The 22709-nt window shown below is 43.0% G+C and carries 23 protein-coding genes and 4 tRNA genes; 4 read left to right on the forward strand and 23 right to left on the reverse strand.

The features are described from left to right. Positions 1-43: 43 nt before the first annotated feature. The 5 genes from AC1TPC_RS01240 to AC1TPC_RS01260 all read right to left on the reverse strand — a co-directional run bounded on the left by AC1TPC_RS01240 (position 44) and on the right by AC1TPC_RS01260 (position 1028). Positions 44-119, reverse strand: a tRNA-Lys gene (locus tag AC1TPC_RS01240). A 50-nt stretch (positions 120-169) separates the two neighbouring features. Further along, a tRNA-Glu gene (locus tag AC1TPC_RS01245) sits at positions 170-244 on the reverse strand. A 105-nt stretch (positions 245-349) separates the two neighbouring features. Continuing rightward, positions 350-440 (reverse strand) — tRNA-Ser (locus AC1TPC_RS01250). Positions 441-445: 5 nt separating this feature from the next. After that, a tRNA-Asn gene (locus tag AC1TPC_RS01255) sits at positions 446-521 on the reverse strand. Positions 522-548: 27 nt separating this feature from the next. Then, positions 549-1028, reverse strand: coding sequence for a SprT family protein (locus tag AC1TPC_RS01260; protein ID WP_482065056.1), 480 nt, complete (start codon positions 1026-1028; stop codon positions 549-551). A 133-nt stretch (positions 1029-1161) separates the two neighbouring features. On the opposite strand from AC1TPC_RS01260, the gene AC1TPC_RS01265 reads away from it, so the two are divergent. Both AC1TPC_RS01265 and cmpA read left to right on the forward strand, forming a co-directional pair. After that, on the forward strand, positions 1162-1524 hold the full coding sequence (locus AC1TPC_RS01265) for a hydrolase/acyltransferase (RefSeq protein WP_482065057.1): 363 nt from the start codon (positions 1162-1164) through the stop codon (positions 1522-1524). 90 nt (positions 1525-1614) lie between these two features. Further along, positions 1615-1758: a cortex morphogenetic protein CmpA gene (gene cmpA, locus AC1TPC_RS01270; protein ID WP_141680301.1), complete on the forward strand. Its 144-nt coding sequence runs from the start codon at positions 1615-1617 to the stop codon at positions 1756-1758. Between the two features lie 180 nt (positions 1759-1938). Here the strand turns inward: cmpA and AC1TPC_RS01275 are convergent, their stop codons facing one another. The 6 genes from AC1TPC_RS01275 to uptA form a co-directional block, all read right to left on the reverse strand. Next, a complete protein-coding gene (locus AC1TPC_RS01275) occupies positions 1939-2613 on the reverse strand; it encodes a nitroreductase family protein (RefSeq protein WP_482065058.1) in 675 nt (224 codons plus the stop codon). Positions 2614-2789: 176 nt separating this feature from the next. Further along, positions 2790-3236, reverse strand: a complete 447-nt coding sequence (locus AC1TPC_RS01280; protein WP_482065059.1) for an RrF2 family transcriptional regulator — start codon at positions 3234-3236, stop codon at positions 2790-2792. A 95-nt stretch (positions 3237-3331) separates the two neighbouring features. Further along, positions 3332-5488 (reverse strand): Tex family protein, encoded by a 2157-nt coding sequence (locus AC1TPC_RS01285; protein ID WP_482065320.1) that lies wholly within the window; start codon positions 5486-5488, stop codon positions 3332-3334. A 123-nt stretch (positions 5489-5611) separates the two neighbouring features. After that, positions 5612-6265, reverse strand: coding sequence for an MBL fold metallo-hydrolase (locus AC1TPC_RS01290; protein ID WP_482065060.1), 654 nt, complete (start codon positions 6263-6265; stop codon positions 5612-5614). Between the two features lie 19 nt (positions 6266-6284). Further along, on the reverse strand, positions 6285-6851 hold the full coding sequence (locus tag AC1TPC_RS01295) for a thioredoxin family protein (protein ID WP_482065061.1): 567 nt from the start codon (positions 6849-6851) through the stop codon (positions 6285-6287). 61 nt (positions 6852-6912) lie between these two features. Continuing rightward, entirely contained in the window at positions 6913-7521 is a 609-nt protein-coding gene (uptA, locus tag AC1TPC_RS01300; RefSeq protein ID WP_482065321.1) for an undecaprenyl phosphate transporter UptA, read from the reverse strand. Between the two features lie 168 nt (positions 7522-7689). On the opposite strand from uptA, the gene AC1TPC_RS01305 reads away from it, so the two are divergent. Both AC1TPC_RS01305 and AC1TPC_RS01310 read left to right on the forward strand, forming a co-directional pair. Next, positions 7690-8136 carry a cupredoxin domain-containing protein gene (locus AC1TPC_RS01305; RefSeq protein WP_482065062.1) on the forward strand — a complete coding sequence of 149 codons (447 nt, stop codon included), beginning with the start codon at positions 7690-7692 and terminating at the stop codon, positions 8134-8136. An 82-nt stretch (positions 8137-8218) separates the two neighbouring features. Then, positions 8219-8530 (forward strand): dehydrogenase, encoded by a 312-nt coding sequence (locus AC1TPC_RS01310; RefSeq protein ID WP_482065063.1) that lies wholly within the window; start codon positions 8219-8221, stop codon positions 8528-8530. 87 nt (positions 8531-8617) lie between these two features. On the opposite strand, the gene AC1TPC_RS01315 is transcribed toward AC1TPC_RS01310, so the two are convergent. The 12 genes from AC1TPC_RS01315 to AC1TPC_RS01370 all read right to left on the reverse strand — a co-directional run bounded on the left by AC1TPC_RS01315 (position 8618) and on the right by AC1TPC_RS01370 (position 22691). After that, positions 8618-8803 (reverse strand): H-type small acid-soluble spore protein, encoded by a 186-nt coding sequence (locus tag AC1TPC_RS01315; protein ID WP_482065064.1) that lies wholly within the window; start codon positions 8801-8803, stop codon positions 8618-8620. 54 nt (positions 8804-8857) lie between these two features. Continuing rightward, a complete protein-coding gene (locus tag AC1TPC_RS01320) occupies positions 8858-9040 on the reverse strand; it encodes a hypothetical protein (RefSeq protein WP_482065065.1) in 183 nt (60 codons plus the stop codon). A gap of 124 nt (positions 9041-9164) precedes the next feature. Then, complete coding sequence (cls, locus tag AC1TPC_RS01325) at positions 9165-10595, reverse strand: cardiolipin synthase (protein ID WP_482065066.1); 1431 nt, start codon at positions 10593-10595, stop codon at positions 9165-9167. Positions 10596-10738: 143 nt separating this feature from the next. Continuing rightward, entirely contained in the window at positions 10739-11710 is a 972-nt protein-coding gene (locus AC1TPC_RS01330) for a glycosyltransferase family 2 protein (protein ID WP_482065067.1), read from the reverse strand. Continuing rightward, positions 11700-13106, reverse strand: a complete 1407-nt coding sequence (locus AC1TPC_RS01335; protein ID WP_482065068.1) for an undecaprenyl-phosphate glucose phosphotransferase — start codon at positions 13104-13106, stop codon at positions 11700-11702. The genes AC1TPC_RS01330 and AC1TPC_RS01335 overlap by 11 nt, the downstream gene beginning before the upstream one ends. A 94-nt stretch (positions 13107-13200) precedes the next feature. After that, positions 13201-14139 carry a glycosyltransferase family 2 protein gene (locus tag AC1TPC_RS01340; RefSeq protein ID WP_482065069.1) on the reverse strand — a complete coding sequence of 313 codons (939 nt, stop codon included), beginning with the start codon at positions 14137-14139 and terminating at the stop codon, positions 13201-13203. Positions 14140-14147: 8 nt separating this feature from the next. Further along, entirely contained in the window at positions 14148-14996 is an 849-nt protein-coding gene (gene rfbD / locus AC1TPC_RS01345) for a dTDP-4-dehydrorhamnose reductase (protein WP_482065070.1), read from the reverse strand. Between the two features lies 1 nt (position 14997). Next, positions 14998-16020, reverse strand: a complete 1023-nt coding sequence (rfbB, locus tag AC1TPC_RS01350) for a dTDP-glucose 4,6-dehydratase (protein ID WP_482065071.1) — start codon at positions 16018-16020, stop codon at positions 14998-15000. Positions 16021-16029: 9 nt separating this feature from the next. Then, positions 16030-16587, reverse strand: a complete 558-nt coding sequence (gene rfbC / locus AC1TPC_RS01355) for a dTDP-4-dehydrorhamnose 3,5-epimerase (protein WP_482065072.1) — start codon at positions 16585-16587, stop codon at positions 16030-16032. Between the two features lie 15 nt (positions 16588-16602). Further along, positions 16603-17346, reverse strand: coding sequence for a sugar phosphate nucleotidyltransferase (locus tag AC1TPC_RS01360; protein WP_482065073.1), 744 nt, complete (start codon positions 17344-17346; stop codon positions 16603-16605). Then, complete coding sequence (locus tag AC1TPC_RS01365; RefSeq protein ID WP_482065074.1) at positions 17343-18317, reverse strand: glycosyltransferase family 2 protein; 975 nt, start codon at positions 18315-18317, stop codon at positions 17343-17345. Before AC1TPC_RS01365 ends, AC1TPC_RS01360 begins: the two co-directional genes overlap by 4 nt. Before the next feature lie 30 nt (positions 18318-18347). Beyond that, complete coding sequence (locus tag AC1TPC_RS01370; RefSeq protein ID WP_482065075.1) at positions 18348-22691, reverse strand: rhamnan synthesis F family protein; 4344 nt, start codon at positions 22689-22691, stop codon at positions 18348-18350. Positions 22692-22709: the final 18 nt, after the last annotated feature.

Here is a 22709-nt window from a genome sequence, read left to right on the forward strand (position 1 = left end):
GTCGATCATCCTTCACTCACATTTCCTTATCAATGCTAGAAAATGGTGAGCCATGAAGGACTCGAACCTTCGACACCCTGATTAAAAGTCAGGTGCTCTACCAACTGAGCTAATGGCTCTCGCTGTGATTGAATCGAGCTCCTTAGAGCTGGTACACTTTGAGGATAAATGGTGACCCGTAGGGGACTCGAACCCCTGTTACCTCCGTGAAAGGGAGGTGTCTTAACCACTTGACCAACGGGCCTTATGTGTCACATCAATAAGCTTCTCACAAAGTCGCAACCTCAAGCGGCAAATAAAAAAGACCGGATGAACGGTCTTCCCGTTACAAGCACTTGTGAAAAAAATGTGGCGGAGAGAGAGGGATTCGAACCCTCGCACCACTTACGCAGTCTAACCCCTTAGCAGAGGGTCCCCTTGAGCCACTTGGGTATCTCTCCAAATCTGGCTCCCCGAACAGGACTCGAACCTGTGACAACTCGATTAACAGTCGAGTGCTCTACCAACTGAGCTATCAGGGAAAAGTAAAAGTGACAAGTAATAATATATCATGTTGCATTTTGATTGTCAATCCATATTAGCTTTAATTTTCCGCGGCATTTTCCGCAGGCATATTTGGCTGGATCAATCTTCCGCTTTCGCAAATATTCCATCCCGCATTTGCTGCAAATGAGCTTGTACCGAAACGGCTGCTGCTTGCGCTCTGCGCGCTCCGGAAGGGTCTGGCAATAGCGTGAGCCGCCAACATGGGCAAGCAAATTTTTGAAATCAGCATCCTGGTGCCGGTATCCCCGCTTCATTATATGTAAATGATAATGACATAGCTCATGCTTAATAATTTTCTCCGTTTCCTCATGCCCAAACGAGGAAAGCTGATGCGGACTGATCTCTATGTTGTGCGAACGCGTAAAATAACGTCCTCCCGTTGCCTTTAGACGGCTGTTGAATGTTGCTTGATGTAGAAACGGACGGCCAAAAAACGCAGTTGATATTTGCTCAACCCATTGCTGCAATGCTTCATTGTTCATTGATTAATCTCCCCCAACTACTTGAATTTTAAAGCCGCGATACGCTACACTGTCAAGTAGGAATTATAGAATTTGCAGAAAAATCTGCAGCATGATGCACCGGCAACATACCGAGGGGAGATCTAGAACTATTATGGCTACAATGCGCTACGTCCTACTGAAACAAAACGACAGCATCTTATTCATCGAAATGCCTGATTCACACGCTTATCAGCTAAGCGCGCTCAATCTGCGGCTTCATAAAGAAATCGATAAATTAACTGCCGAGCATGTACCAAGCTTGCCTTACGCTGTCGCGGAATGCAACGATGTCGAGCTTCATGATTCATCAATCGCTATCGTATCAGGGCTGGATTACATCAACAGCCTGGAGAAGGATTTTGCAAGCGTGCAAGAAAAATCATATCCACTTATCTCGCTGCTTACGGAAATCCGAGCGCTACAGGCTCAGCTTGAGCAGTGGTATGAGGAGTACGAAGAAGAACAGAGCATTTAGGCAGCATTTACGTTGGACCTGCACGGACACTCGCCCTCCCCCATATTGTAGTATTACAACAAGTTAGGCACGGGAGGAGGACGATGTATAATGCCACAGTGGCTGTGCAATCAACTGATGCGCGCTTTTCAGAAGAAAGACCGCAGGCAGATTAAGCTGCTTAATGACTGCTGGTATTTCTACCGCAACAAACAAAGTCCGAAGGAACAAGGCAACGGCACCGAATTTCAATAATGCATGCTATTCGCATCACATAACCGCATGAGACAAATTCCTTTACCCGTAATTAGCTCATTTCGCGGAGTAATATAAGCAGGTTATCATTGCCTAGCAATCAACTACTTATATTTGAACAAAAAAAACCGGCCTCATCAAGTGAGAGGCCGGTTTTTGCATGCTACTTGCAATCAGCTATTATAGTCCGTTATAAAAAGTAATATCATCAATTGACAAACGAGTTGTTGGATGAGCTTCAACAGCCGCTTTGCCTATTGGCAGCACTAGAGTAGGTACGTAACGATCCGAAATATTAAAGAACTCTTTCAATTGATCTTTGTTATACCCGCCCATTGGTACCGTATCATAGCCTTTAGCACGCGCTGTCAGCATAATTTGCATAGCCACAAGGCCTGTGTCGAAGACAACGATATCCTTCAAGCGCTCAGCCGGCAAGGATGAGTACATTTTGACCGAGTTGTCGATGAAATTTCTCGCCACTTCCTCCGTCATAAAACCAGCTGCTACAGTCGCATTATAGATCTTGTCGGACAAGGAGTACATTTCTAGATCGCCGAGTACAATAACAATCGCCGATGCTTCTACAACTTGCTGTTGATTGAATGCGATTGGAAGAAGCTTTTGCTTCAGTTCTGGATCAGTGACGACAAGAAAACGCCAAGGCTGCATGTTTGAGGAAGAAGGAGCTTTTGTAGCAATTTCCAAAATCTCACGAATTTCCTCTTCCGAAATAACGACGCTGCTGTCATATTTACGAACGGAACGACGGCTATTCAATACATCGAAAAAAGCAGCTTCAGAGCTTTCATTGGTTTGAACTTGTACTTGCGAATCAATTTGAGTGGATGACATTTGGTTCCCTCCAAAGGAATATTTTTTATCTGTGTAGAATGGTCCACAGTTATTTTCAAATACATACTGTGTAATTATCCGCACAGTTTACTTCCGGTTAACTGTACAATTTATATACACAGTATAGTTCGTGCCGTTATGTTTGTCAATTAACTAACTTTATTAAATTTACTTTTTTACGAAGATTGTGATAATGTTCTTTCTGCGAGCTGAGCGATCGTGCAGTTCTTCAGCGTTTCGATCGTCTTCTGCTCGATTTCTTGCGCAATATCGGTAAACGCCGACTTCATCCTCAGATCTGTATCATGAATGCCGATCGTCTCAAGCATTCCACTGCAGAAAGGCTCTCCGACCTTGAGCGCGGTATATACCTCTGCAAGCGAGATGGTCTCAGGCGGGCGCTTCAATCTATAGCCGCCGTCGCGGCCTTCCCTTGTTTCGATAAGCTGTGAAGCCGCCAGCTTTGCAAGCACTCTGCGCAGCTGAGTCGCCTCCGACTTCAAGCAGTCCGCGATTGCAGCGCTCGGGCAAATTTCCGACTTTTGCGATAAAACAACGAGCGCCTGAAGCGAAAGTCCGAACCATTTTGGATGGGCGGTGCTGCTGCTTTTGTCTGTCTTCATAGTCATCGCACTCCTTTTTGTATGGGATGCCCATGCTCTTACTAAAGAATAAGGGCTTGCCTAGTGACAGGCAAGCCCTTATTCTGGATTGCTATTTAGTTAGGCTTGCGCATAGTCAAGCTTACGCGGCCCTTCTTCTCATCAACGCTGAGCACCCATACGGTGACCGTATCGCCAACGGATACGACATCCATCGGACGCTTAACGAATTTATCGCTCAGCTGGGAGATATGGACGAGCCCGTCATTTTTGATGCCAATGTCAACAAAAGCGCCAAAGTCAATAACGTTGCGAACCGTTCCATGAAGCTCCATCCCTGGCTTCAAATCTTCAATGTTCAGCACATCCGTATGAAAAATCGGAGGCGGAAGCTCCTCGCGAGGATCTCGTCCCGGTCTAATCAGACTGTCCATAATATCACGAAGCGTCGGAACGCCAACTCCGAGTTCAGGTGCAACTCGGTCCGCATCAAGCTGGGAAAGCTTCACCTTCAGCTCCTCAGAGCCCAGATGCTTAAGCGTAAGGCCCAGCTCCTTGAACAGCTTGTCTACCACATCATAGGACTCCGGATGTATAGGCGTGCTGTCGAGTGGGTTAACGGGTTCGACGATACGCAAAAAGCCGATGCATTGCTCATACGATTTAGCGCCAAGACGCGGCACCTTCTGGAGCTGCGCCCGCTTCACGAACCGACCGTTCTCATCCCGGTATTTGACGATGTTTTTCGCGATCGTTGCATTAATGCCCGCTACATAGGAGAGAAGCGATGCGGATGCCGTATTCACATCGACTCCGACATGGTTAACCGCCGATTCGACTACGCCGCCAAGCGTCTCGTCGAGACGCTTCTGACTCACATCATGCTGGTACTGGCCCACGCCGATTGCCTTAGGCTCAATCTTGACGAGCTCAGCGAGCGGATCCTGCAGCCTGCGGGCAATCGATACCGCGCTGCGTTCTGCCACGTCAAGGGACGGAAACTCCTCCTGAGCGAGCTTGGAGGCCGAATAGACGCTTGCGCCAGCTTCATTGACGATTATATACTTCAGCTCGGGCCCGCCCGGAGCAACCTTCTTACGCTTGCCTATCAAGGCCGCGATAAATTGCTCCGTCTCGCGGGATGCCGTTCCGTTGCCGATTACGATTAGTTCAACTTTATATTTATCAATCAGCCCGTTGATCAGCCTCTCCGCTTCCGCCACCTTATTGTTTGGCGGGGTAGGGTATGAGACCGCGACCTCAAGCAGCTTTCCGATATCGTCGATAACTGCCAGCTTGCAGCCCGTACGGAACGCAGGGTCTACACCAAGCACGATATTGCCGCGAACGGGAGGCTGAAGCAGCAGGTTGCGCAAATTTTCCGAGAAAATCGAAATCGCATGCTCCTCCGCTTTCTCCGTCAGCTCGCCGCGCACCTCGCGTTCAATGGAAGGTGAAATTAATCGCTTGTAGCAATCCTCAATTACAGCAGCAAGCACATCGCGTACGGACTGGACTGTACCATTTCTAAGCAGCTTTCGCTGAATATGCTCATGAATACGTTCCGTCTGGACGTCAAAATTAACACGCAGAACGTCCTCTCGCTCTGCTCGATTGATGGCAAGCACGCGGTGCGGAGGCAGCTTGCGAACCGGCTCCTGGTAGCTGTAATACATTTCATAGACCGTTTCTTCAGCGGCGTTCTTTGCTTCTGTCTTCAAGAGTGCTTGGTCAAAGGTGAATTTACGCACCCAAGCACGAATCGAAGCATCGTCTGCAATGTTTTCCGCGATGATGTCCATTGCGCCGTTTAGAGCGTCCTGAGCGGTCGGCACCCCTTTATCCTCATTTACATAGCTTGCAGCTTCAGCAAGCGGATCGCCGCTGCGCGGCTGCGACCATAGCCATTCAGATAGAGGCTCCAGCCCTCTTTCCTTCGCGACGCTGGCGCGCGTTTTGCGCTTTTGCCGGTACGGGCGGTAAAGATCCTCGATTTCCTGCAGCTTAACCGATTTATTGATATCCGCACGCAGCTCTTCCGTCAGCTTGCCCTGCTCATCGATGAGGCGTATAACCTCGCGCTTTCGCTCTTCCAGATTGCGCATGTACTGCAGCTTCTCTTCGATCGCTCGCAAGTCATTCTCATCAAGCTCGCCGGTCATTTCCTTACGGTAACGGGCGATAAATGGTATCGTATTGCCTTCGTCAAGCAGGCTTACAGCCGATTTCACCTTCGTGATCGGAATGGATAGCTGCGCTGCTATGCCGTTCATGATTCGCTGGCTTTCAGCTGCCTTCTGCTCCGCTGTCAGCTTCGTTTTTCCCGTACCTTCATCTGATTCCTCTGTAAAATGCAGTACCTTTGAATCCGCCAAACGTCATGCCCCTTCCTTGCATCATGCTCCCGTATACGGGTTGTTTGCCATTTCATAACCTATCGTCGTACGTCCGCCATGTCCCGGATATACAATGACATCTGGGCTTAGCTTGTACAACTTCAAACGAATGGAATCATAAAGATCCCGCTCGCGCCCGCCAGGCAGATCCGTACGGCCAACCGACAATTTGAACAGCACATCGCCAGAGAACAAATGGCTGCCGCACAAGAGGCTGACACTGCCAGGCGAGTGGCCTGGCGTATGCATAACTCGGAAGGATAAGCCTAGCAGCTTCAAGGTTTGTCCCTCCGCAAGCGCATGCTCAGCAGCATCCGTAGAGAGCGGCGGCGTTACATCCTGCCATCTCATCGAGCCGTTCTTGCGCGGATCGGTTAGCCAGTCCGCCTCCAAATCATGTATGTAGACTGGGCATCCGGCTGCCTTGCGCAGCTCATCTACTCCGCCCATATGGTCAAAATGCGCATGCGTCAGCAGAATAGCTTCCACCTTTACGCCATCAAGCCGCTCAAGCAGTTTTTTGGGATTCATGCCCGGATCAATGACGATAGCCCGTTCTGTGGGCTGCTCTCCTTCGCTCGTTGCCGGTTCTGTTACTGTAATCAGATAACAATTTGTCTGCAGCGGTCCTAATGTAAAGGTTTCGATTTTCATATTTTCATTCATGCCTTTCTTAAAACGACTCCAGCAAAGTACGGAGCTCTTTAACGATTACGGATTGGTATTCGGTTCCTTCTCCATAACGGCGGCCAATCTCTTGCCTAGTAACAGTAAGGTTATCTTGATAATCTGCTGCTTCTCGATCTGGATTTTGCTGTTTGAACGCAATCATCGCTTCCTGTACGTGGATCGGACGCGGTCCCCATTGTCCAAGCACAGCTCCGCCTGTATCCGCAATAATAACGACGGGAACGGAACGGCCGCCCATCGTCAAAAATTGGTCCATCGTATCGAGATGCTCTTCCATAATAAGCACCTCTGTCGGAATGCCGCTATTCTCAAGCGCTTTGAATACAACGGGAATGTTGCGAACAACGTCACCGCACCAATCTGCCATCAGAATCAACACCCGAAGATCGTCACGATTGTTCAGCGAATCGAAATATTCCTTGTCGCTCACATCTATCCAAACAAACTTTTCGGACCATTCGATAAACTTCTCTTTATTTTTTGTCATGCCGTCAATGAACTGCTGTGGGCTAATGCCTTTGCCGAGCTTGTCTGCTACGCTTTTGCTCATAAGAATCCCTCTCTCATCCATTTAATGGTTAATGATTCATTTCGCTTCCTATACGATTCCATTATACCGATTTGCGGCGCGAGCGTACAAATTTGAAAAGAACATATACGATAAGAAGTGCTATTGCGATTAAAATGGCTGGCTGAACATACGGCGCAGCTTTCTCGTCGATTTTATCCCAGTTTTCGCCAAGAGATTTGCCTAAGTAAACAAATAAAATGGACCAAGGCAGCGATGCAAGCGCAGTGAGTAGAGTGAATAATCCAAAGTTCATGCGCGCCATACCGGCTGGAATCGAAATAACCTGTCTCATTACGGGTACGAAGCGTGCTGTAAACACGATACCTGCACCATACTTGTTGAACCAACTCTCTGAAATGTCGACATGCTTTTGCTTGATTTTGATATACTTGCCATACTTCTCAACAATTGGACGCCCGCCGTATCGACCGATCCAATAAAGGATCCAGTTTTGCCCGACCGCGCCAAGCGTACCGAAAAAAACAGCGCCCCAGAAGGAAATATCCCCTTTCCATACGAGATATCCTCCATAGCCTAATACAATTTCACTTGGAATAACTTCAATTAATAGTCCGATCAAAATACCAAAATACCCTAAGCTCTCTACCCATTTCAGTACGCCATCCAATAATTCATGAATCAAATCCATTTCTGCTCTCAATCCGCCTTCCTTCATAAAAATGAAGCATTTGCTTGCAACTCCAGCACTCAAGCTATTCTAACATACGTTACAGACAGCCTTCCACTTTTGTCATGTGCTGACAAGCCCATGCATAGACTAGCCTTAAATGATACGAAAAGTCGAGGTGATCGTTTCATGTCCAAAGTATTTATCGTAAGCAAACGGCAGATCCAATTGTTTATCGTAGTAGCTGCACTGATCATTTTAACCGGCGTTTACTTAAGCTGGAACCAATCGCGAACGGTTAGCGGACAGGCTGCCGAGGCACGAGTCATCCAGCTTGTGACTGGCGAATACAAAACACAAACCGCCGACGGCAAGGAGCTTGAAGTTTACCGCTGGGACCCGGGTACGATTATCGTAAACAAAGGCGAGTCGATTGAGCTGCAAATTAGCGGCGTAAACGGAAATAGCCATCCGTTTGTCGTGGAGGGGCTAGGCATTCGGGGTGAAGTAACAAAAGGCAAAACAACGGTTGTTCGTTTTACGGCCGATAAGGAAGGCACTTATCCGATTCAATGCTTGACCCATACCGATATGCGCCATGGCGGCCCAATGGTCGGCTATATCGTCGTTCAGTAACTCTTTTAACCGCTAAACGAGTAACTGTGACCTCCTCCTCCCCGGGCGCATACATATGGGATAGAGAGGAGTCGGTTTTACAATGAAAGCTAACACGCCTAAGCATGATGCCGGCTATCCAACCGCGCGAAAATTCCGAAGAGCCTGCAGCAAAGAGCTTTATCGAACCGTCAAGCGAATGAAGCTGTGGATATCGAAGGAAAAAATGGAGCAGGCCGAAGAGCTCTATTTTAAGAAGGTTATTTTAAATCTTACCTGGATCGTCGAAAATCAGAGCAATCGCAAGATCCAATCCGATTGGTGGGACGAAAATGTCAGCGCTGAGATTGCAGAGCTGTGGGAAGTCGATCGCGCCAAGCTGTGCGCTGCCTTTCGTGATGCGTACGGCGGATAAAGCCGAATATACGAATGAAAGAGGCTACCCCTCCGATATGCGGGATAGCCTCTTGTCATGTGTAATTTGCTTGAAACGTTGGATAGTTTACTTGCTGACTTCCTTCAATCGATCGCAGGATACCGTCTTTGTGTTTACAGGGTTGTTCCCGACCATAACGGTCGCCATGCCGTTCGCTTCGTCCACATTTTCGATCCAGACTGAATCCTCGTCAAGTTGAACCAAAAATGTTTGCTCCGACTCATAAATTTGCATTGCGCGCGCTGTTTCCATTTAACCAAGCCCTCCTTCTGCCTTTTATTGTGTTCCCTGTCTGAGTAACTTCTGTTACTTTGATTCCCGCTCCATCGTATCGGTAGTCGACTCGTCGATCAGGCCGTTTTGCAGCGTAACGTTGCCGCCGCCGAGGCCTTCATTTACCATCCTGTCGATATCCATAAAATAATCATCTCGGCCCTCATGCATCGGCTCTGCTGCTGTTTGCTTTTCATCATTATTCGTATCCGTCATTGTAGTACCCTCCCCTTATTTTTTTCGCATGCATGACGGCTTGCGTATGCAATTGCTGCGCCCAGCTCGTTGCTCTGAGCCACTACGAAAAATATGCCCGAAATGGCTTTGTGCCATGCATTCGTCAGAGCAGCGGCGAGAGCATATGGAGCAGGGATTCTGCTGCCTTTTGCCCCCTTGGACGATTTTGGAACGATTGGCGCTCCAGCTCCCTGCTATTCCGTAAATCCTCCATAAAGTCAGCCTCCAGACGATCGATCGTTCTTTCATCAAACAGCACCGCATTGAGTTCAAAGTTGCTAATCAAGCTTCGCATATCGACATTCGCTGTACCAACAGTTGCCAGCATGCGATCAACGATCATCACCTTCGCGTGAACGAAGCCTTTCTCATAACGGTAAACCTTAACTCCCGCCCCAAGCATATCCTGGATATACGATAAGGTTGCGAGCAGCACAAGCTTCGAGTCGGCTATGCCCGGAATAATCAGCCTAACATCCAAGCCGCTGAGAGCCGCCGTTCTGAGTGCCATCACAAGACTAGGATCGGGAATAAAATAGGGGGTAGTTATAAAAATTCGCGAGCTCGCTGCGGTTATTGCCGCAAACATAACCTCTATGATTTTATGATTATGCTGACCCGGCTTGCTTGGCACAATTAATACACGCTCATCCCCTTGGCAACTGTGCCTTGGCATATAAGCTTCGCTATCAAGCTCTTCTTTTGCGGCAAACGCCCAATCGTTCATAAACAGCTCCTGCAAGTAATAAACCGAGTCGCCCTTTAATTGCATATGGGTGTCGCGCCAAAAGCCCAGCTTCGGGTCCTTTCCTAAATATTCATCACCGATATTGATACCTCCGACAAAGCCAACCTTCCCATCAACAACGACGATTTTGCGATGATTGCGATAATTTAATTTTCTGTCATAAAAGGCAACTCGAGGGGGAAGAAAGCAGCTCGTTTGGGCACCTGAGAGGCGCAGCTCGGTTAGATAGGCTTCACCTAAATGCAAGCTGCCGATGCCATCATACACAACACGAACCTCTACGCCCTCTCGCGCTTTTCGTGTAAGCACCTGCAAAAAACGCGAGCCGATATCATCATCTCGAATTGTGTAATAATCCATATGTATATGATGGCTTGCTTGCTCAAGCTGCTCCAATATCGCTTCATAGGTGTCTTGGGCATTCGTTAATACAATCGCTTCATTGTTGCGAGTAATGGGAAAAGGAACTAGTCCAGTAAGCATGGCATACAGCTTGTCTTGCTGCTCAAGCTGCTTGTTTCCAATGTCCTTTGCCCCATATACCTTTTCAGACATTTGGTTCGCGCTGCGTATAGCCGCTTGTTTAAATCGTTCTATGCGCCTGCGTCTTGTGAAATCTTTCCCAAGAATAAAATAGGCTATGAAGCCTACAAGCGGACAAGTAAAAACAATCAGCAGCCATGCCGTCAGCTGCGCCGGCCTGTGATGCTCCATAATAAAAACGGCAGCTAATTGGGCAATATAAACAACAAGCACCGCTATTAGCCAAATGCACCATGTAGTCATAAGAACACCTCTTTCCTGCTTGCCTACAGGCCGCTGACAAGTGTCACTAGTTTGAGCGCAGTGTAAGAAACGTATACTTGCTAAAAATAAAAAGCCCATCCGATGATCGATCATTGGATAGGCTTTCGAATAGTACGATTGGATTATTGCTTCATCGTTACGCCAGAACTGTTATTCTCGATATGAGTAAGGATAAGACGATGCATACTAAGCCTTCTGGTGATAAAGGAAGGAAGCCGCCGGAAATTCATGCCTAGCTTATAGCCGATGAGCTTTGCTGCCGATTCGGCAACCAGCTTAGGAATAAGCTGCCACTGGCGAGACTGGTGCAGCTCCTGCAATTGCAGCTTAACAAGCTTCGAGCCCGCTTTGCCAACAGCACTGTAAGGCGTTATCCACGTATTGCAGCGCATCGAAATTCCGTTATCGAAATAGCGCTTGAATTGCTGCTTGATCGAGTAGTCATGTGAATGATAAACAACAGCCTTTGCGCTATAGGCTACCTTATAGCCAGTCAAGATACATTTTGCAGCCATAAACAAATCCTCATTAAAAATGACCGGCTCTTGAAAGCGGCCCATCGCTTCAAACGTATCGCGCTTGATAGCAGAGCAAACATTCGAACAGAAAAAAGTTTTTATCCCCAATTGCTCGATATCTTCATACGATTTGATCTGCGACTCGGCTGGATAATTATATTGTCTTGCAAGCTGCTCCAATACGTTCGCGCCCAGTCTAGGGAGCTGCCTGGCGTACGAATAGACAATGGTCTCCTGTTCGATAAGGGGTTTAGTTAATTCCTCTATGAGATTCTCATTATAAGGAAGCGCATCCTGTGTCATGAAGAGCAAAATATCGCCTTGCGCTTGAAGGGCTGCTTGGTTTCGCGTGCCGCCGTGATCGAATTCTTTTCGTTCTACGTTCAAAAGGCGTACACCAGCTTTGCGAGCCCGCTCCTGCGTCCCGTCCTCAGAAGCAGAATCAATTACGATGATTTCATGGGGAGGGACAGACTGCCGCTGCAGCCGCACTAATAGCTCTTCAAACTCTGTCCCTGCATTTAGCGTAGGAATAATAACCGATACTCGGATTGCTGATTTGCTGTTAGTAAGCATTTTTGTTAATCAAGCCCTTCAGTACCGTTTTAAAAATAATTTTGATATCAAAGAAAAAGGTCCAGTTCTCTATATAAAAAATATCAAACATGATGCGGTCTTTTATGGAAGTGTCGCCTCTAAGGCCATTCGTTTGCGCCCAGCCTGTAATTCCGGGTCTAATTTGATGCTTAATCATATATTTCGGAATGTCTTCCTTGAACTGATGAACAAAATATGGTCGCTCTGGACGAGGTCCGACGACGCTCATATGACCAAGCAGCACGTTAAAAAACTGCGGGAGCTCATCGAGACTCGTACGGCGCAGGAAGCTGCCGAATTTCGTGCGTCTCGGATCATTTTCTACAGTCCACTGCGTATCGGATACAGTATCGTTTGATACGTGCATCGAGCGGAATTTGAACATGTGAAACGTTTTGCGATCCAGCCCCATACGCTCTTGCTTGAACAAAACCGGGCCAGGTGAGGTCAGCTTGAGACCTAAAACTATAAATAGCATTATTGGAGAAGTGATTATGATGGCAGCCAATGAAAACGAAATATCAAACCAACGCTTAAGGATACGATTGCTTAGCTCATCAAGCGGTACATCCCTTACGTTAATAAGCGGGATACCAGCAAAGTTGTCAAAAAACGGCCGAGCAGGCAGCAGGTCGAAAAAGTCGGGAATAATAAGCGTCTTGACGCCAGTCTGCTCGCAGGTTTCAATAATTTCCGCATACTTCACATGAGCATTGAGCGGCAAAGCGATAATGACCTCATCGATCGGCTCCTTCTCCAGCTTAAGCTTCAATGCGTCCAGCCTGCCAATAATCGGTTTCATATGCTGATACTCCGGCGCGTGATCCGTTTGATAATCATCGAGAAAACCGACTACCTCATAGCCAAGATCCGGGTGCTGCTGCAGGTTCGTATAAAAGCTTCGTCCCACTGATCCTGCTCCAACGATGAGCACAAAGCGCTTATTAAAGCCTTTGCGTCTGAACGAGGCAAGCATCGATTTTACCCAAAAGCGGTATAACGTTATCGCAATAAAATTCATAATGAAGAAAATCGCCAGAAATTCACGAGAGATATGTACTTCACGTGTGAAAAAGAACAAGCTGAGCAAGCCAAGAAAGCTTATCGTTTGAATTTGTAATATCCGCAGCACTTCGTAGGAATAGTTTTTGCGTCGCTTGGGCGAATAAAATTGAAAGTAAAAGCCGATCAGCACCGCTGAAAAGGAATAAATGGTTCCCCATAGCAAGTAGGTCGAGAATGACACGGAGTTATAGCTTGGCAGCAGGCCGCTATAAAATTTAAGCCAATACGCCGCCATAAATACGACCAATGTACAGGTTAAATCCGCCAACATATATAATTGTGTTAAAAATTTTTGATTTTGCCTAAGCATTCGCCGCTTTCACCCGCATTCTCTTAAATTTCGACTCTATCTGCATTGTACCAAAAATAGAATACGAGGAAAACCCCACATTTTACCACATTTTCTAATGGGGCTTACGTTGTTTTTGCTTCGCTTTATCCATCGTCCATTTACGTTTTTGCAGCATGCTTGGCAGAGAACGAAGAATAGTAGGCCAGCAGCGCAGCAAGCCGGGTTCCCGCAATGCAATATAAGCAAGCTTTATAGCTTCAACTGCTAGTATAAGTGGTCCAATCGCTAACGAATGCCAGCCGAAAGGTTCATTTTTTATTAATGTAAAGAAGCGGTTTTGATAGGAATGCTTCCGTACGAACAATGGAACATTGCTCCGACTGCCCTTCTTCCAGCCTCGATGATGCAGTGCGCTCGCTGCCGGTACATAATAGGAAGTCCAGCCAAGCTTCTGCGCACGCCACGCTACATCAACATCTTCCTTGTATGCAAAATATTGCTCGTCAAAAAATTGTCCTTCGTATTCCACATCGTGAATCATAGCCGTCCGATAAACCGCCGCCGCACCTGAAACGCCAAATACAGCCTGCGTTGCATTCCAATTCGATACTGGCTCGCCAGCACCTAGATCAAATGCATTTCTCGTTCGCTTCATGCCTAGTCCCGCGCTGTCCATTACTTCTGTATTAGACGCAAAAACGAGTCGACCGGTTGCACTTCCAATCGACGGATCATGTTCCATATACTTTATTATTTCAGCGATGTAGTCCCGATCAAGCGTCACATCCGGGTTTAATACGAGCACATAATCCGAACGGGTTTGCCGGATAGCCTGATTTTGGCCTCCGGCAAACCCGTTGTTCACTTCGTTCGCTATAAAATGAACTTCATCCGCAAAACGCAGCAACCGCTCTGAAGTACCGTCTGTTGACGCATTGTCGATCACGACAATTCGTTCTACCGGAAAGCTTTGCTCCAGAACAGCGTGCAGGCAAGCTTCAATATCTTTTGCGCTATTATAAGTCACAATACAAACGCTAGCTGTAGGCATAACTGTTATCACTCACTGTCTTTTAGATAGTGGTTTAGCGCTTCACGCCAAGGCCGCAGTATGTTAAGTCCGTTGCTGCGAATGGCGCAATGATCCATAACCGAATAGGCAGGTCTTCGAGCCGGTCTTGGAAAATCAGCCGTTGTGCAGGGCTCAACTTGAATGTCAGTGCCGCTATCTTCGAAAATCGCTTTGGCAAAGTCATACCATGAGCATATTCCGCTATTGGAAGCATGGTATATCCCGTAGTAATCGGTATGCACGAGCTCTAATAAAAATGCAACCAGATCATGCGTATAGGTTGGCGATCCGATTTGATCTGCTACTACTTTAAGCTGATCACGTTCGCCAGCCATTCTCAGCATCGTCTTCACAAAGTTATTGCCGTATTTCCCATAAACCCAGGAAGAACGCACGATAAAGAAGCGATCATGAAGCGTAAGTACAGCCTGCTCACCCGCAAGCTTCGACTTTCCGTATACAGTTTGTGGATTCGTCTGGTCATATTCATTGTATGGTACTGTGCTAGAACCATCAAATACATAGTCCGTGCTTATATAACAAAGCTTAGCGCCAACCTCGCGAGCAGCAACCGCCACGTTGCGAGTAGCCGCTGCATTCACACGATAAGCCTCTTCCGGCTCAGACTCGGCTTTATCTACTGCTGTATAGGCAGCGCAATGAATTACAACGTCTGGACGATGAAGTGTAAAAAGATTGCGGCAAGCTGGCAGGCTCGTGATATCCAGCTCCTCACGGCCAAATCCAATAATGTCAGCCGTATCCGTCGTCCACTCTGCCAATTCACGTCCGAGCTGTCCATTTGCGCCAGTAATGACGATTTTTAGTTTAGACATGTTATTTATTCGCCTCCAGGCGATCCTTATACTGTGTATCGTAATATAGTTGATAGGAACCGGAAGTGACTTGCTCCATCCATTCTGCGTTGCTCAAATACCAACTAATCGTTTCCTTAATTCCGTCCTCGTAGTTGAACTTTGGCTGCCAGCCGAGCTCATTGCGGATTTTGTCCGCATCGATCGCATATCGGCGGTCATGACCAAGACGATCCTTCACATAAGAGATAAGCGTCTCGGGTTTTCCAAGCTCTTCAAGGATCGTACGAACAACTTGCAGATTGTTCCGCTCATTCCGTCCGCCCACATTATACACCTCACCGCTGCGGCCCTTGTGCAGAACGAGATCGATAGCGCTGCAGTGATCCTCTACATACAGCCAGTCGCGCACATTCAGGCCATCGCCGTATACTGGAAGCGGCTTATCCTGAAGAGCGTTCTGTATCATCAAAGGAATAAGCTTCTCAGGGAATTGATAGGGACCATAGTTATTGGAGCAGCGCGTTATGTTAATATTTAGGCCAAAAGTTTCGTGATAGGCTCTAACGAGCAGATCAGCTCCAGCCTTGCTCGCCGAATAAGGGCTATTTGGCGCAATTGGCGTATCTTCAGTAAAGAGGCCTGTCTCCCCAAGCGTTCCATAAACCTCATCCGTTGATACCTGAACAAATTTCGTCACATGATATTGCTTCGTGAGGTCAAGCAGCGTCTGCGTACCAAGTACATTCGTCTGCACAAAAATTTCCGGATGCAAAATACTGCGATCCACATGTGACTCTGCTGCAAAGTTGATGACAGCATCGATCCCTTGTTGGAATAACGGCTCTAGCTCTTTCCGTACGGCAATATCTGCCTTCACGAATGTATAGTTCGGATGCTGCTCGATCGAGCGCAGGTTTTCAAGGTTGCCAGCGTATGTTAACGCATCAACATTTATGATTTCATAGCTCGGATAGTTATTGATCATATAGATAACAAAGTTGCTGCCGATAAAGCCGGCTCCGCCGGTAATTAGTAATTTCACGAGTCTAACTCACCCTTCATATACAAAGTTGATTTCCGCATCGGCTAGCATAGGATGCTTGCTATCCTTATCCGATAGGATCGGACTCGAAGTAGGCCAGTCTATCGCTAGAGTTGGATCGTTCCAGGCGATCCCTCGGTCGTGTTCGGGGGAGTAAAGGGCATCAACCTTATACTGAACCTCGCAATTTGGTACGAGGGTACAGAAACCATGTGCAAAGCCCTGCGGAACTAATAGTTGTCGTTTGTTTGCTGCACTTAAAATAAATCCTTGCCATTGTCCAAATGTAGGAGAGCCCCTACGTATATCAATAACTACATCATAGATGGCTCCTGCAGTAACTCTAACTAGCTTCGTTTGCGCTTTTGGAGATAGTTGATAGTGCATGCCGCGGAGCACTCCGGCTTCTACTGATAGGGAATGATTGTCTTGGATGAAAGCGTGTGGGATTCCATTAGTATGGGCCGTTTCTTCGTTGTAGCTTTCCAAAAAGAATCCGCGGTGATCACCGAAAACAGCAGGCTCGAGCAGCTTTACACCAGGAAGCTTAGAATCTATTACTTTCATATGTCACCTATTCTTTTATAATTTTAGTTTTCCAAATTCTTCGCCAAACGTAAGGTCTTTAGCAAGCTCATTTGCTTTCGTCAACGAGGCATGTGTACCCGCATCCGTCCACCAGCCTTGGAGAATATCATAGCTTAGTTCATTTGCTTCAATATATGCATTATTCACATCCGTGATTTCAAGCTCACCGCGACCGGATGGTTTAAGCGTTTTAACAATTTCAAATACATTGCTGTCATACATATATATTCCCGTAACAGCATAATTACTCTTAGGTTGCTTAGGTTTTTCCTCGATTGAAACAATTTTATCTCCATTCAATTCTGGCACACCATAGCGTTGCGGATCGTGAACCTCTTGAATAAGAATCTTTGCTCCCTTCTTCTGTTCTTTAAAATTACTTACAAACGGAGCAATGCTATCATCAAAAACATTATCACCTAATATAACGACCATTTGATCACCGTTTACAAAGTGCTTTGCTAAACCAAGAGCTTGAGCAATTCCGCCAGCTTCGTCTTGCACTTTATAAGTAAATGATACGCCGAATTCATAGCCGCTTCCTAGTAAATTAACAACGTCACCCATGTGTTCTTTGCCGGTAACGATGAGTATATCTGTAATATCTGCTTCTTTAAGCTTGGCGATAGAGTGAAAAATCATTGGATATTTGCCGACAGGTAGTAAGTGCTTATTAGTAACCTTTGTCAGAGGGAATAGACGTGAGCCGGTTCCTCCTGCTAGAATGATGCCCTTCATGTTAGCCTCCCAATAAAGTATTTCACTGTATGCGAAATAAGATCAAATTGAATTTTTATATAACTTTCAATATATCCAAGTTTATGCTCAACCTTTTGAATTTCTTTGCATTTTTTTATTCCTTCAAGAGTTCCTTGAAAAAACTCTTTACCAAACCCTTGTCGAGTGTATGAGATAAGTTTCCATATGGTGCCAATAAAAATGAAAGGAGAATTAATAATAAGTTGAAATGAAGGCATATTCTTATAAAAAAGAAAAATGTTATTTCTAGCACTTAATCTTACTTTAAAAGTATTTAGACCTTTTTTCCCCCCACCACTAGTTGCACTTCCAATATGATACACCACCGCTTCCGGGCAATATAAATTGATAAACCCGTAGATTTTTGCTCTGTATCCAATATCAACATCTTCTAGGTAAGCAAAAAAGTTTTCATCAAAACTACCTATTTTGTCTAGCAGACTTTTCCGGTAGATTGCTGCTCCAGCACAAGAACTAAATATTTGTTCTGGATTAGAATATCTACTAATAGGTTTACCATCTCCTCTCTTATACGCCCATCCAAATAACGTAAGACCATCACCTGCATCATCGATATATAGGTTATTATGGTACTGAATCATTTTACTACTCACAGAAAAAACATTTGAATCATTTTCAATTGAATTTATTAAGCTATTTAACCAATTCCCACATACTTCTGTATCATTGTTTAACAAAACTATAAACTCTCCATTGGCAAGCTTAATACCTTCATTTACCGCACGAGCGAAACCAAAATTTTCATCCAATGTAATCAGTTTAATGTACGGATAAGCTGATCTAATGTATGAAATACTATTATCAGTTGAGGCATTATCAACAATAATTACTTCGTCCAAATTCACATCTATTTCTCTATCTAATGAGCTTAAACAACCATTTAAAAACTCAATACCATTGTAATTTGGAATGATTATTGTAGATCTCATATTTTCGCCTCTTATCATAATTACCTATTCTTATAGTCCAAACCAGCGCTTGTAGTGTGTAAAGACGGATATTTCTTCAGATAAACAATATGTGTCCTCTACTAAAAATAGTTGTTTTATCTCTTCGGAAACTAGGTTATCGAAGACCATTAAAGAGTCCATAAGTTTCTCTACAACACTTTTTGAGATTGGCATATCCAAAATAAAATCAGAGTGTAAATTAAGAATATCTTCAAAATAATTCTCTATTCCATCCATAATCTCTTTAAGATTCGAAAAATTATGTTGAGCAAATCCCTTAACTCCGAAGTTTGGAACTAACTCTCCTTCCTTATCTTTAATGAAATTAATAAATTGACCTTGATCTGAGGTTAGTATGCTTTCTAAAATTAATTGATATTTGTAAATCGCACTTTTGGATTTTAGATAATTTTCATTCTCCCCAAAATATCCATTCATGGTATTTCCACTAAATTCAGTTGCTTTGGGTTTATTGCTTGTAACAAAATAGTAACCACTTGTCTTTTGATTTAATAATTTTGATAAATATAACTGTATGCTACCTGAATAACCCACGTCGACAACCGCATTCTTTTTCCCATCAAGTTCATATGATCTAAAGTAATCTACGTATAATGCTCTCTCTTCTTCGGCAATTATTAAAATCTGTTCCGCATATTTATCTATCACATTCTTAATATCATCTACATCATCAGGCATGCTTATCTTCTTATCAAGCTCTAGATTGTTTGAAACCAAACCAAACCTTACTTTTAATAAATCACGGATTGTGCCCTCAAAAGGAGTGTCCAATAAATAATATATATCTTCTATGCTCTTCAAACTTGCAACAGAAGCAGCACGTCTTGAAGTTAAGAAATAAATACTATTAGGTTTTTTGATATTTGATGATGAATCCAGTTTAGAATTAAACATGTCAAATAATTTTTTAAGCAAATACCCTTCCCTTGCAAGAAAAAGAACATTATCAATCTTATCTTCTCGAGTTTTTTTAGTAATCCAAATAATAAAATGCATTAATATAGGACCAAATATTGTATAACCTAATGTATTTAATTTTGTAATCTGATAAACTCCATTACTATATGAAAGCTTAAATGGACTATTAAACTCCTTAGAAATTATAGGACCAATGAGAGCAGAATCACCCCAATTGTCATTCAATAAAATTTCCTGTCCGATATTACTACCAAAGTCAGTATTATAAAACATATTAGGTCCATTCATTACATGATACGTTAATAAACCTTTATCTTCTGGAATTTGCACATCAGAATGTTCATTATCCCCTAAATGTAGAGTCTTTTGACCTTCAAAGTTGGTCTTGAAGTGGTCCCACATTTGCCCATTATCTTTTCTCTTTTGAACTTTTGAAGATACTAATAACTCATCATAATAATTAACATTACATTTTGAAAGCATTCTCTCAATTGTTTTTTCATCTAAATACATATCACTAATTAATATGATTTTTTTATTTTTTATTCGTGCATAGTTAAGAACTTCTATAACCTCTTGTCTTGGCATAGCAAGTTTTACTTCAAGATCTATTTCAATGTTTTTTATTTTTTCAGATAAACTAGGACTCAGTTCATACAATTGAGTCATCATTGCATAAATCTCATCTAAAGAGCAATCTCCATTATAGTTTTTACTTTTTCTTACTTCAGATTCTGCTTCTTTTCTCATCCAGATATAATCATCTTGATTTTTGAAAAATAATTCAACTACTTTTGCGATCATTTTAAAAACAGTATCTGGTGAAAGTAATGGTCGGGTTATTAATGTATCAAAGATATCGAAAGTAATGACATCAATTCCGTCAATAATATCTTTTAATTCATTTATTTTTCTCGGCCAGTATTGCATAAGATTTCTACTTCCCTTGTTAAACCTGCACACATTATTACTAATGTTAATTTCGGCATAACCATTCCCTGTACTTGTTACGATTGGTATGATTGCTCTTTCTATAGCATGGGCAATAGTACCATCAATTTGTTTTGCTTCCTCATCAAAATCATTATATGTCAGACCTAACTCAAACAATGGTTTTAGTGATTCTACTTTAGCCCAAAACATTGTACCTGCTGGAAAATCAATGTACTTTGAAAAATCATGTTTTATTCCCATTCTTCCCAACAAGCTTGTGCCAATCGCTCTATTGGAAAGCCATGTATGTGCCCAATAAGGGATGGATTGATAAGTTTCAGGATATATTAATCCTAGTTCCTTATGATTATTAAATAATGAAAAGATCTTTTTTATCACGGATTGGTCTCCGAACAAATTATCAAGAAGATGTTTTCGCCAACCATCTTGTTCAGTACCAGTATATAATGATTTCTTCGAATGAACGTGACTGACATAATCGTATTTTGATAGATACTCTCCAAAATCAACAAACATTGGAGCAACATCTCTTCCACGATTTGGTGTTACATTAACAACTAATTTATTAAGATTATTAATGTTACTAAACTTTTGTTCAATCTCAGTCTTTTTATTTCCATGTTGAATTGAAACATATAGATCAAACTCATATGGCATTTTAGAAAAATAATTAAAAAACTCTTCTAATAAGTCTGTGTAATACAAATGCAAGTGAATAGCAATTTTTCCAGGCTGTTCTTCAAAACTCTCCACTGAACCAAACATTGAATCTCCTAATAACCCTAATTTGTTTTCATGTAATATAAGTTGCCCTTTTGACTCCAACCAAATCTTATACATACCAGTGTTTTTGATTAAGAACCTTAGTTTTTTGTAAATAAAGTCTTTCATATTTTTTTTCAGTCTGTTATTTATTGGTAAACTCCTATATATATTTTTAACCAATTTTTTAAATATTTTTTTTGTAGTAATATTAAAAGCTCTTATCTTCCTAGCAATATATCGAAGAGGTGATGTAAGAATCCATGACTTTGATCGTATTAAGTCATTAATTGTATCGTTTAATTGAGTGTTAACGGAGAGTATATGGTTTCTTTCATGAAATAAATTGTTTCTTTCAATTATTGTTTGATTTATTAAATTCCTCAAAGAAACAACTTCTTGATTAAAATCTACTACCATTTTTTCTATATTGTCGTTTAGTTTATTATTTTCAACTAGTAACGTTTCTTTGCTTATTATTAGTTCACTTTTTTCATTTTCTAACTTTACCAATTGAGATAAAACAACGTCTGAAATGTTATCAAATTTATTTTCTAAACGATCTAATTGTTTTTTTTCATTTAAGTCTGATTCAAGTATGTTAATCCTATTCATCATTTCATGAAAGATTGAAGCTTCATCCAGTACTCTTAAATCTCCAGTAATTATTATTCTATCCACCTGTTCATTTGTAACAGTAATTTCGTACTGAGGCAGATAATCATGAAACTCATCGAAACCTTCATGGTTACTCCTTGCATTCAATGGTCTTATACATGAAACAGGGAATGTTGTTGAGATTCTCATTTTAATGATGCGATCTTGTAGAGGTATCCATTTATAGCTTTTTACACCTTGTAGCTGACTTAGATTATCAAACTCCACTCGAAATTCATTACCAGTAATGATTAAATCGGCATAAACAATGATATCTTCGCGATACCCTTCGCCAAAATCAACAAATAACTTACTTGTAAAGTTCGGATTGTTTTTCAATAACATCATATTTCCAAAAGAATCAATATCAGGAATATCTATTTCTGAACACAATGCTACAATATATTTCCTTTCACTATTAATAAGATTATTCGGATCAATTAACTTGTAATTGCCATTTACTTTCACATCATCATCTACATGATTTATTACACTTAAGGTTTCAAATCCTTGATTAAATAAATGTACTCTGTCAAAGTATTTACTTAAAAACAACTGAAATTCATTGAAATAAAACTCTTTGATATGAAAAACATTTCTAAACTTCGGCACATCAGAGTAATTGCGTTTGTCTGGAGTTGAAATAACTAAAATACCATTTGGTTTAAGTACTCTTTTTATTTCCAACATAAACTTTACTTGTATTTCTTCACCAACATGCTCAATGGTTTCAAAGCTTACAACAACATCAACAGAATGACTGGGCAATGGTATGCTTTCTATGCTCGATTGGATAAACTTTATTTTCGAACCATTATACTCTTCTTCTGCAGCTTTAATTGATTCTTTAGAAATATCAATTCCATATACAAATTTAGCTGATTCAGACATTAGAGCGGTTCCATAACCAACACCACATGCTGCATCAAGAACAACTTTGTCTTTTATTAGGTCAATGACTGAATAATATCTTTGTTTGTGTTCAATCTCTATTTCCCCAGTAGCTTTTTCTGGAACAAAACGTTCTCCTGTGAACTCCATATTTACCTCCTGTTATAG

The organism is Paenibacillus sp. Y280, from assembly GCF_056786335.1.

Excerpts from the sequence above, each read along its gene's own strand:
- cls (WP_482065066.1), bottom strand. The coding sequence starts at position 10,595 with ATGACTACATGGTGCATTTGGCTAATAGCGGTGCTTGTTGTTTATATT.
- AC1TPC_RS01335 (WP_482065068.1), bottom strand. The coding sequence starts at position 13,106 with ATGCTTAGGCAAAATCAAAAATTTTTAACACAATTATATATGTTGGCG.
- AC1TPC_RS01295 (WP_482065061.1), bottom strand. The coding sequence starts at position 6,851 with ATGAGCAAAAGCGTAGCAGACAAGCTCGGCAAAGGCATTAGCCCACAG.
- AC1TPC_RS01280 (WP_482065059.1), bottom strand. The coding sequence starts at position 3,236 with ATGAAGACAGACAAAAGCAGCAGCACCGCCCATCCAAAATGGTTCGGA.
- uptA (WP_482065321.1), bottom strand. The coding sequence starts at position 7,521 with ATGGATTTGATTCATGAATTATTGGATGGCGTACTGAAATGGGTAGAG.
- AC1TPC_RS01360 (WP_482065073.1), bottom strand. The coding sequence starts at position 17,346 with ATGAAGGGCATCATTCTAGCAGGAGGAACCGGCTCACGTCTATTCCCT.
- AC1TPC_RS01315 (WP_482065064.1), bottom strand. The coding sequence starts at position 8,803 with ATGGAAACAGCGCGCGCAATGCAAATTTATGAGTCGGAGCAAACATTT.
- AC1TPC_RS01310 (WP_482065063.1), top strand. The coding sequence starts at position 8,219 with ATGAAAGCTAACACGCCTAAGCATGATGCCGGCTATCCAACCGCGCGA.
- AC1TPC_RS01370 (WP_482065075.1), bottom strand. The coding sequence starts at position 22,691 with ATGGAGTTCACAGGAGAACGTTTTGTTCCAGAAAAAGCTACTGGGGAA.
- AC1TPC_RS01340 (WP_482065069.1), bottom strand. The coding sequence starts at position 14,139 with ATGCCTACAGCTAGCGTTTGTATTGTGACTTATAATAGCGCAAAAGAT.
- AC1TPC_RS01365 (WP_482065074.1), bottom strand. The coding sequence starts at position 18,317 with ATGAGATCTACAATAATCATTCCAAATTACAATGGTATTGAGTTTTTA.
- AC1TPC_RS01290 (WP_482065060.1), bottom strand. The coding sequence starts at position 6,265 with ATGAAAATCGAAACCTTTACATTAGGACCGCTGCAGACAAATTGTTAT.
- AC1TPC_RS01330 (WP_482065067.1), bottom strand. The coding sequence starts at position 11,710 with ATGCTTACTAACAGCAAATCAGCAATCCGAGTATCGGTTATTATTCCT.
- rfbC (WP_482065072.1), bottom strand. The coding sequence starts at position 16,587 with ATGAAAGTAATAGATTCTAAGCTTCCTGGTGTAAAGCTGCTCGAGCCT.
- cmpA (WP_141680301.1), top strand. The coding sequence starts at position 1,615 with ATGCCACAGTGGCTGTGCAATCAACTGATGCGCGCTTTTCAGAAGAAA.
- rfbD (WP_482065070.1), bottom strand. The coding sequence starts at position 14,996 with ATGTCTAAACTAAAAATCGTCATTACTGGCGCAAATGGACAGCTCGGA.
- AC1TPC_RS01260 (WP_482065056.1), bottom strand. The coding sequence starts at position 1,028 with ATGAACAATGAAGCATTGCAGCAATGGGTTGAGCAAATATCAACTGCG.
- AC1TPC_RS01275 (WP_482065058.1), bottom strand. The coding sequence starts at position 2,613 with ATGTCATCCACTCAAATTGATTCGCAAGTACAAGTTCAAACCAATGAA.
- AC1TPC_RS01265 (WP_482065057.1), top strand. The coding sequence starts at position 1,162 with ATGGCTACAATGCGCTACGTCCTACTGAAACAAAACGACAGCATCTTA.
- AC1TPC_RS01305 (WP_482065062.1), top strand. The coding sequence starts at position 7,690 with ATGTCCAAAGTATTTATCGTAAGCAAACGGCAGATCCAATTGTTTATC.
- AC1TPC_RS01285 (WP_482065320.1), bottom strand. The coding sequence starts at position 5,488 with ATGAACGGCATAGCAGCGCAGCTATCCATTCCGATCACGAAGGTGAAA.
- AC1TPC_RS01320 (WP_482065065.1), bottom strand. The coding sequence starts at position 9,040 with ATGACGGATACGAATAATGATGAAAAGCAAACAGCAGCAGAGCCGATG.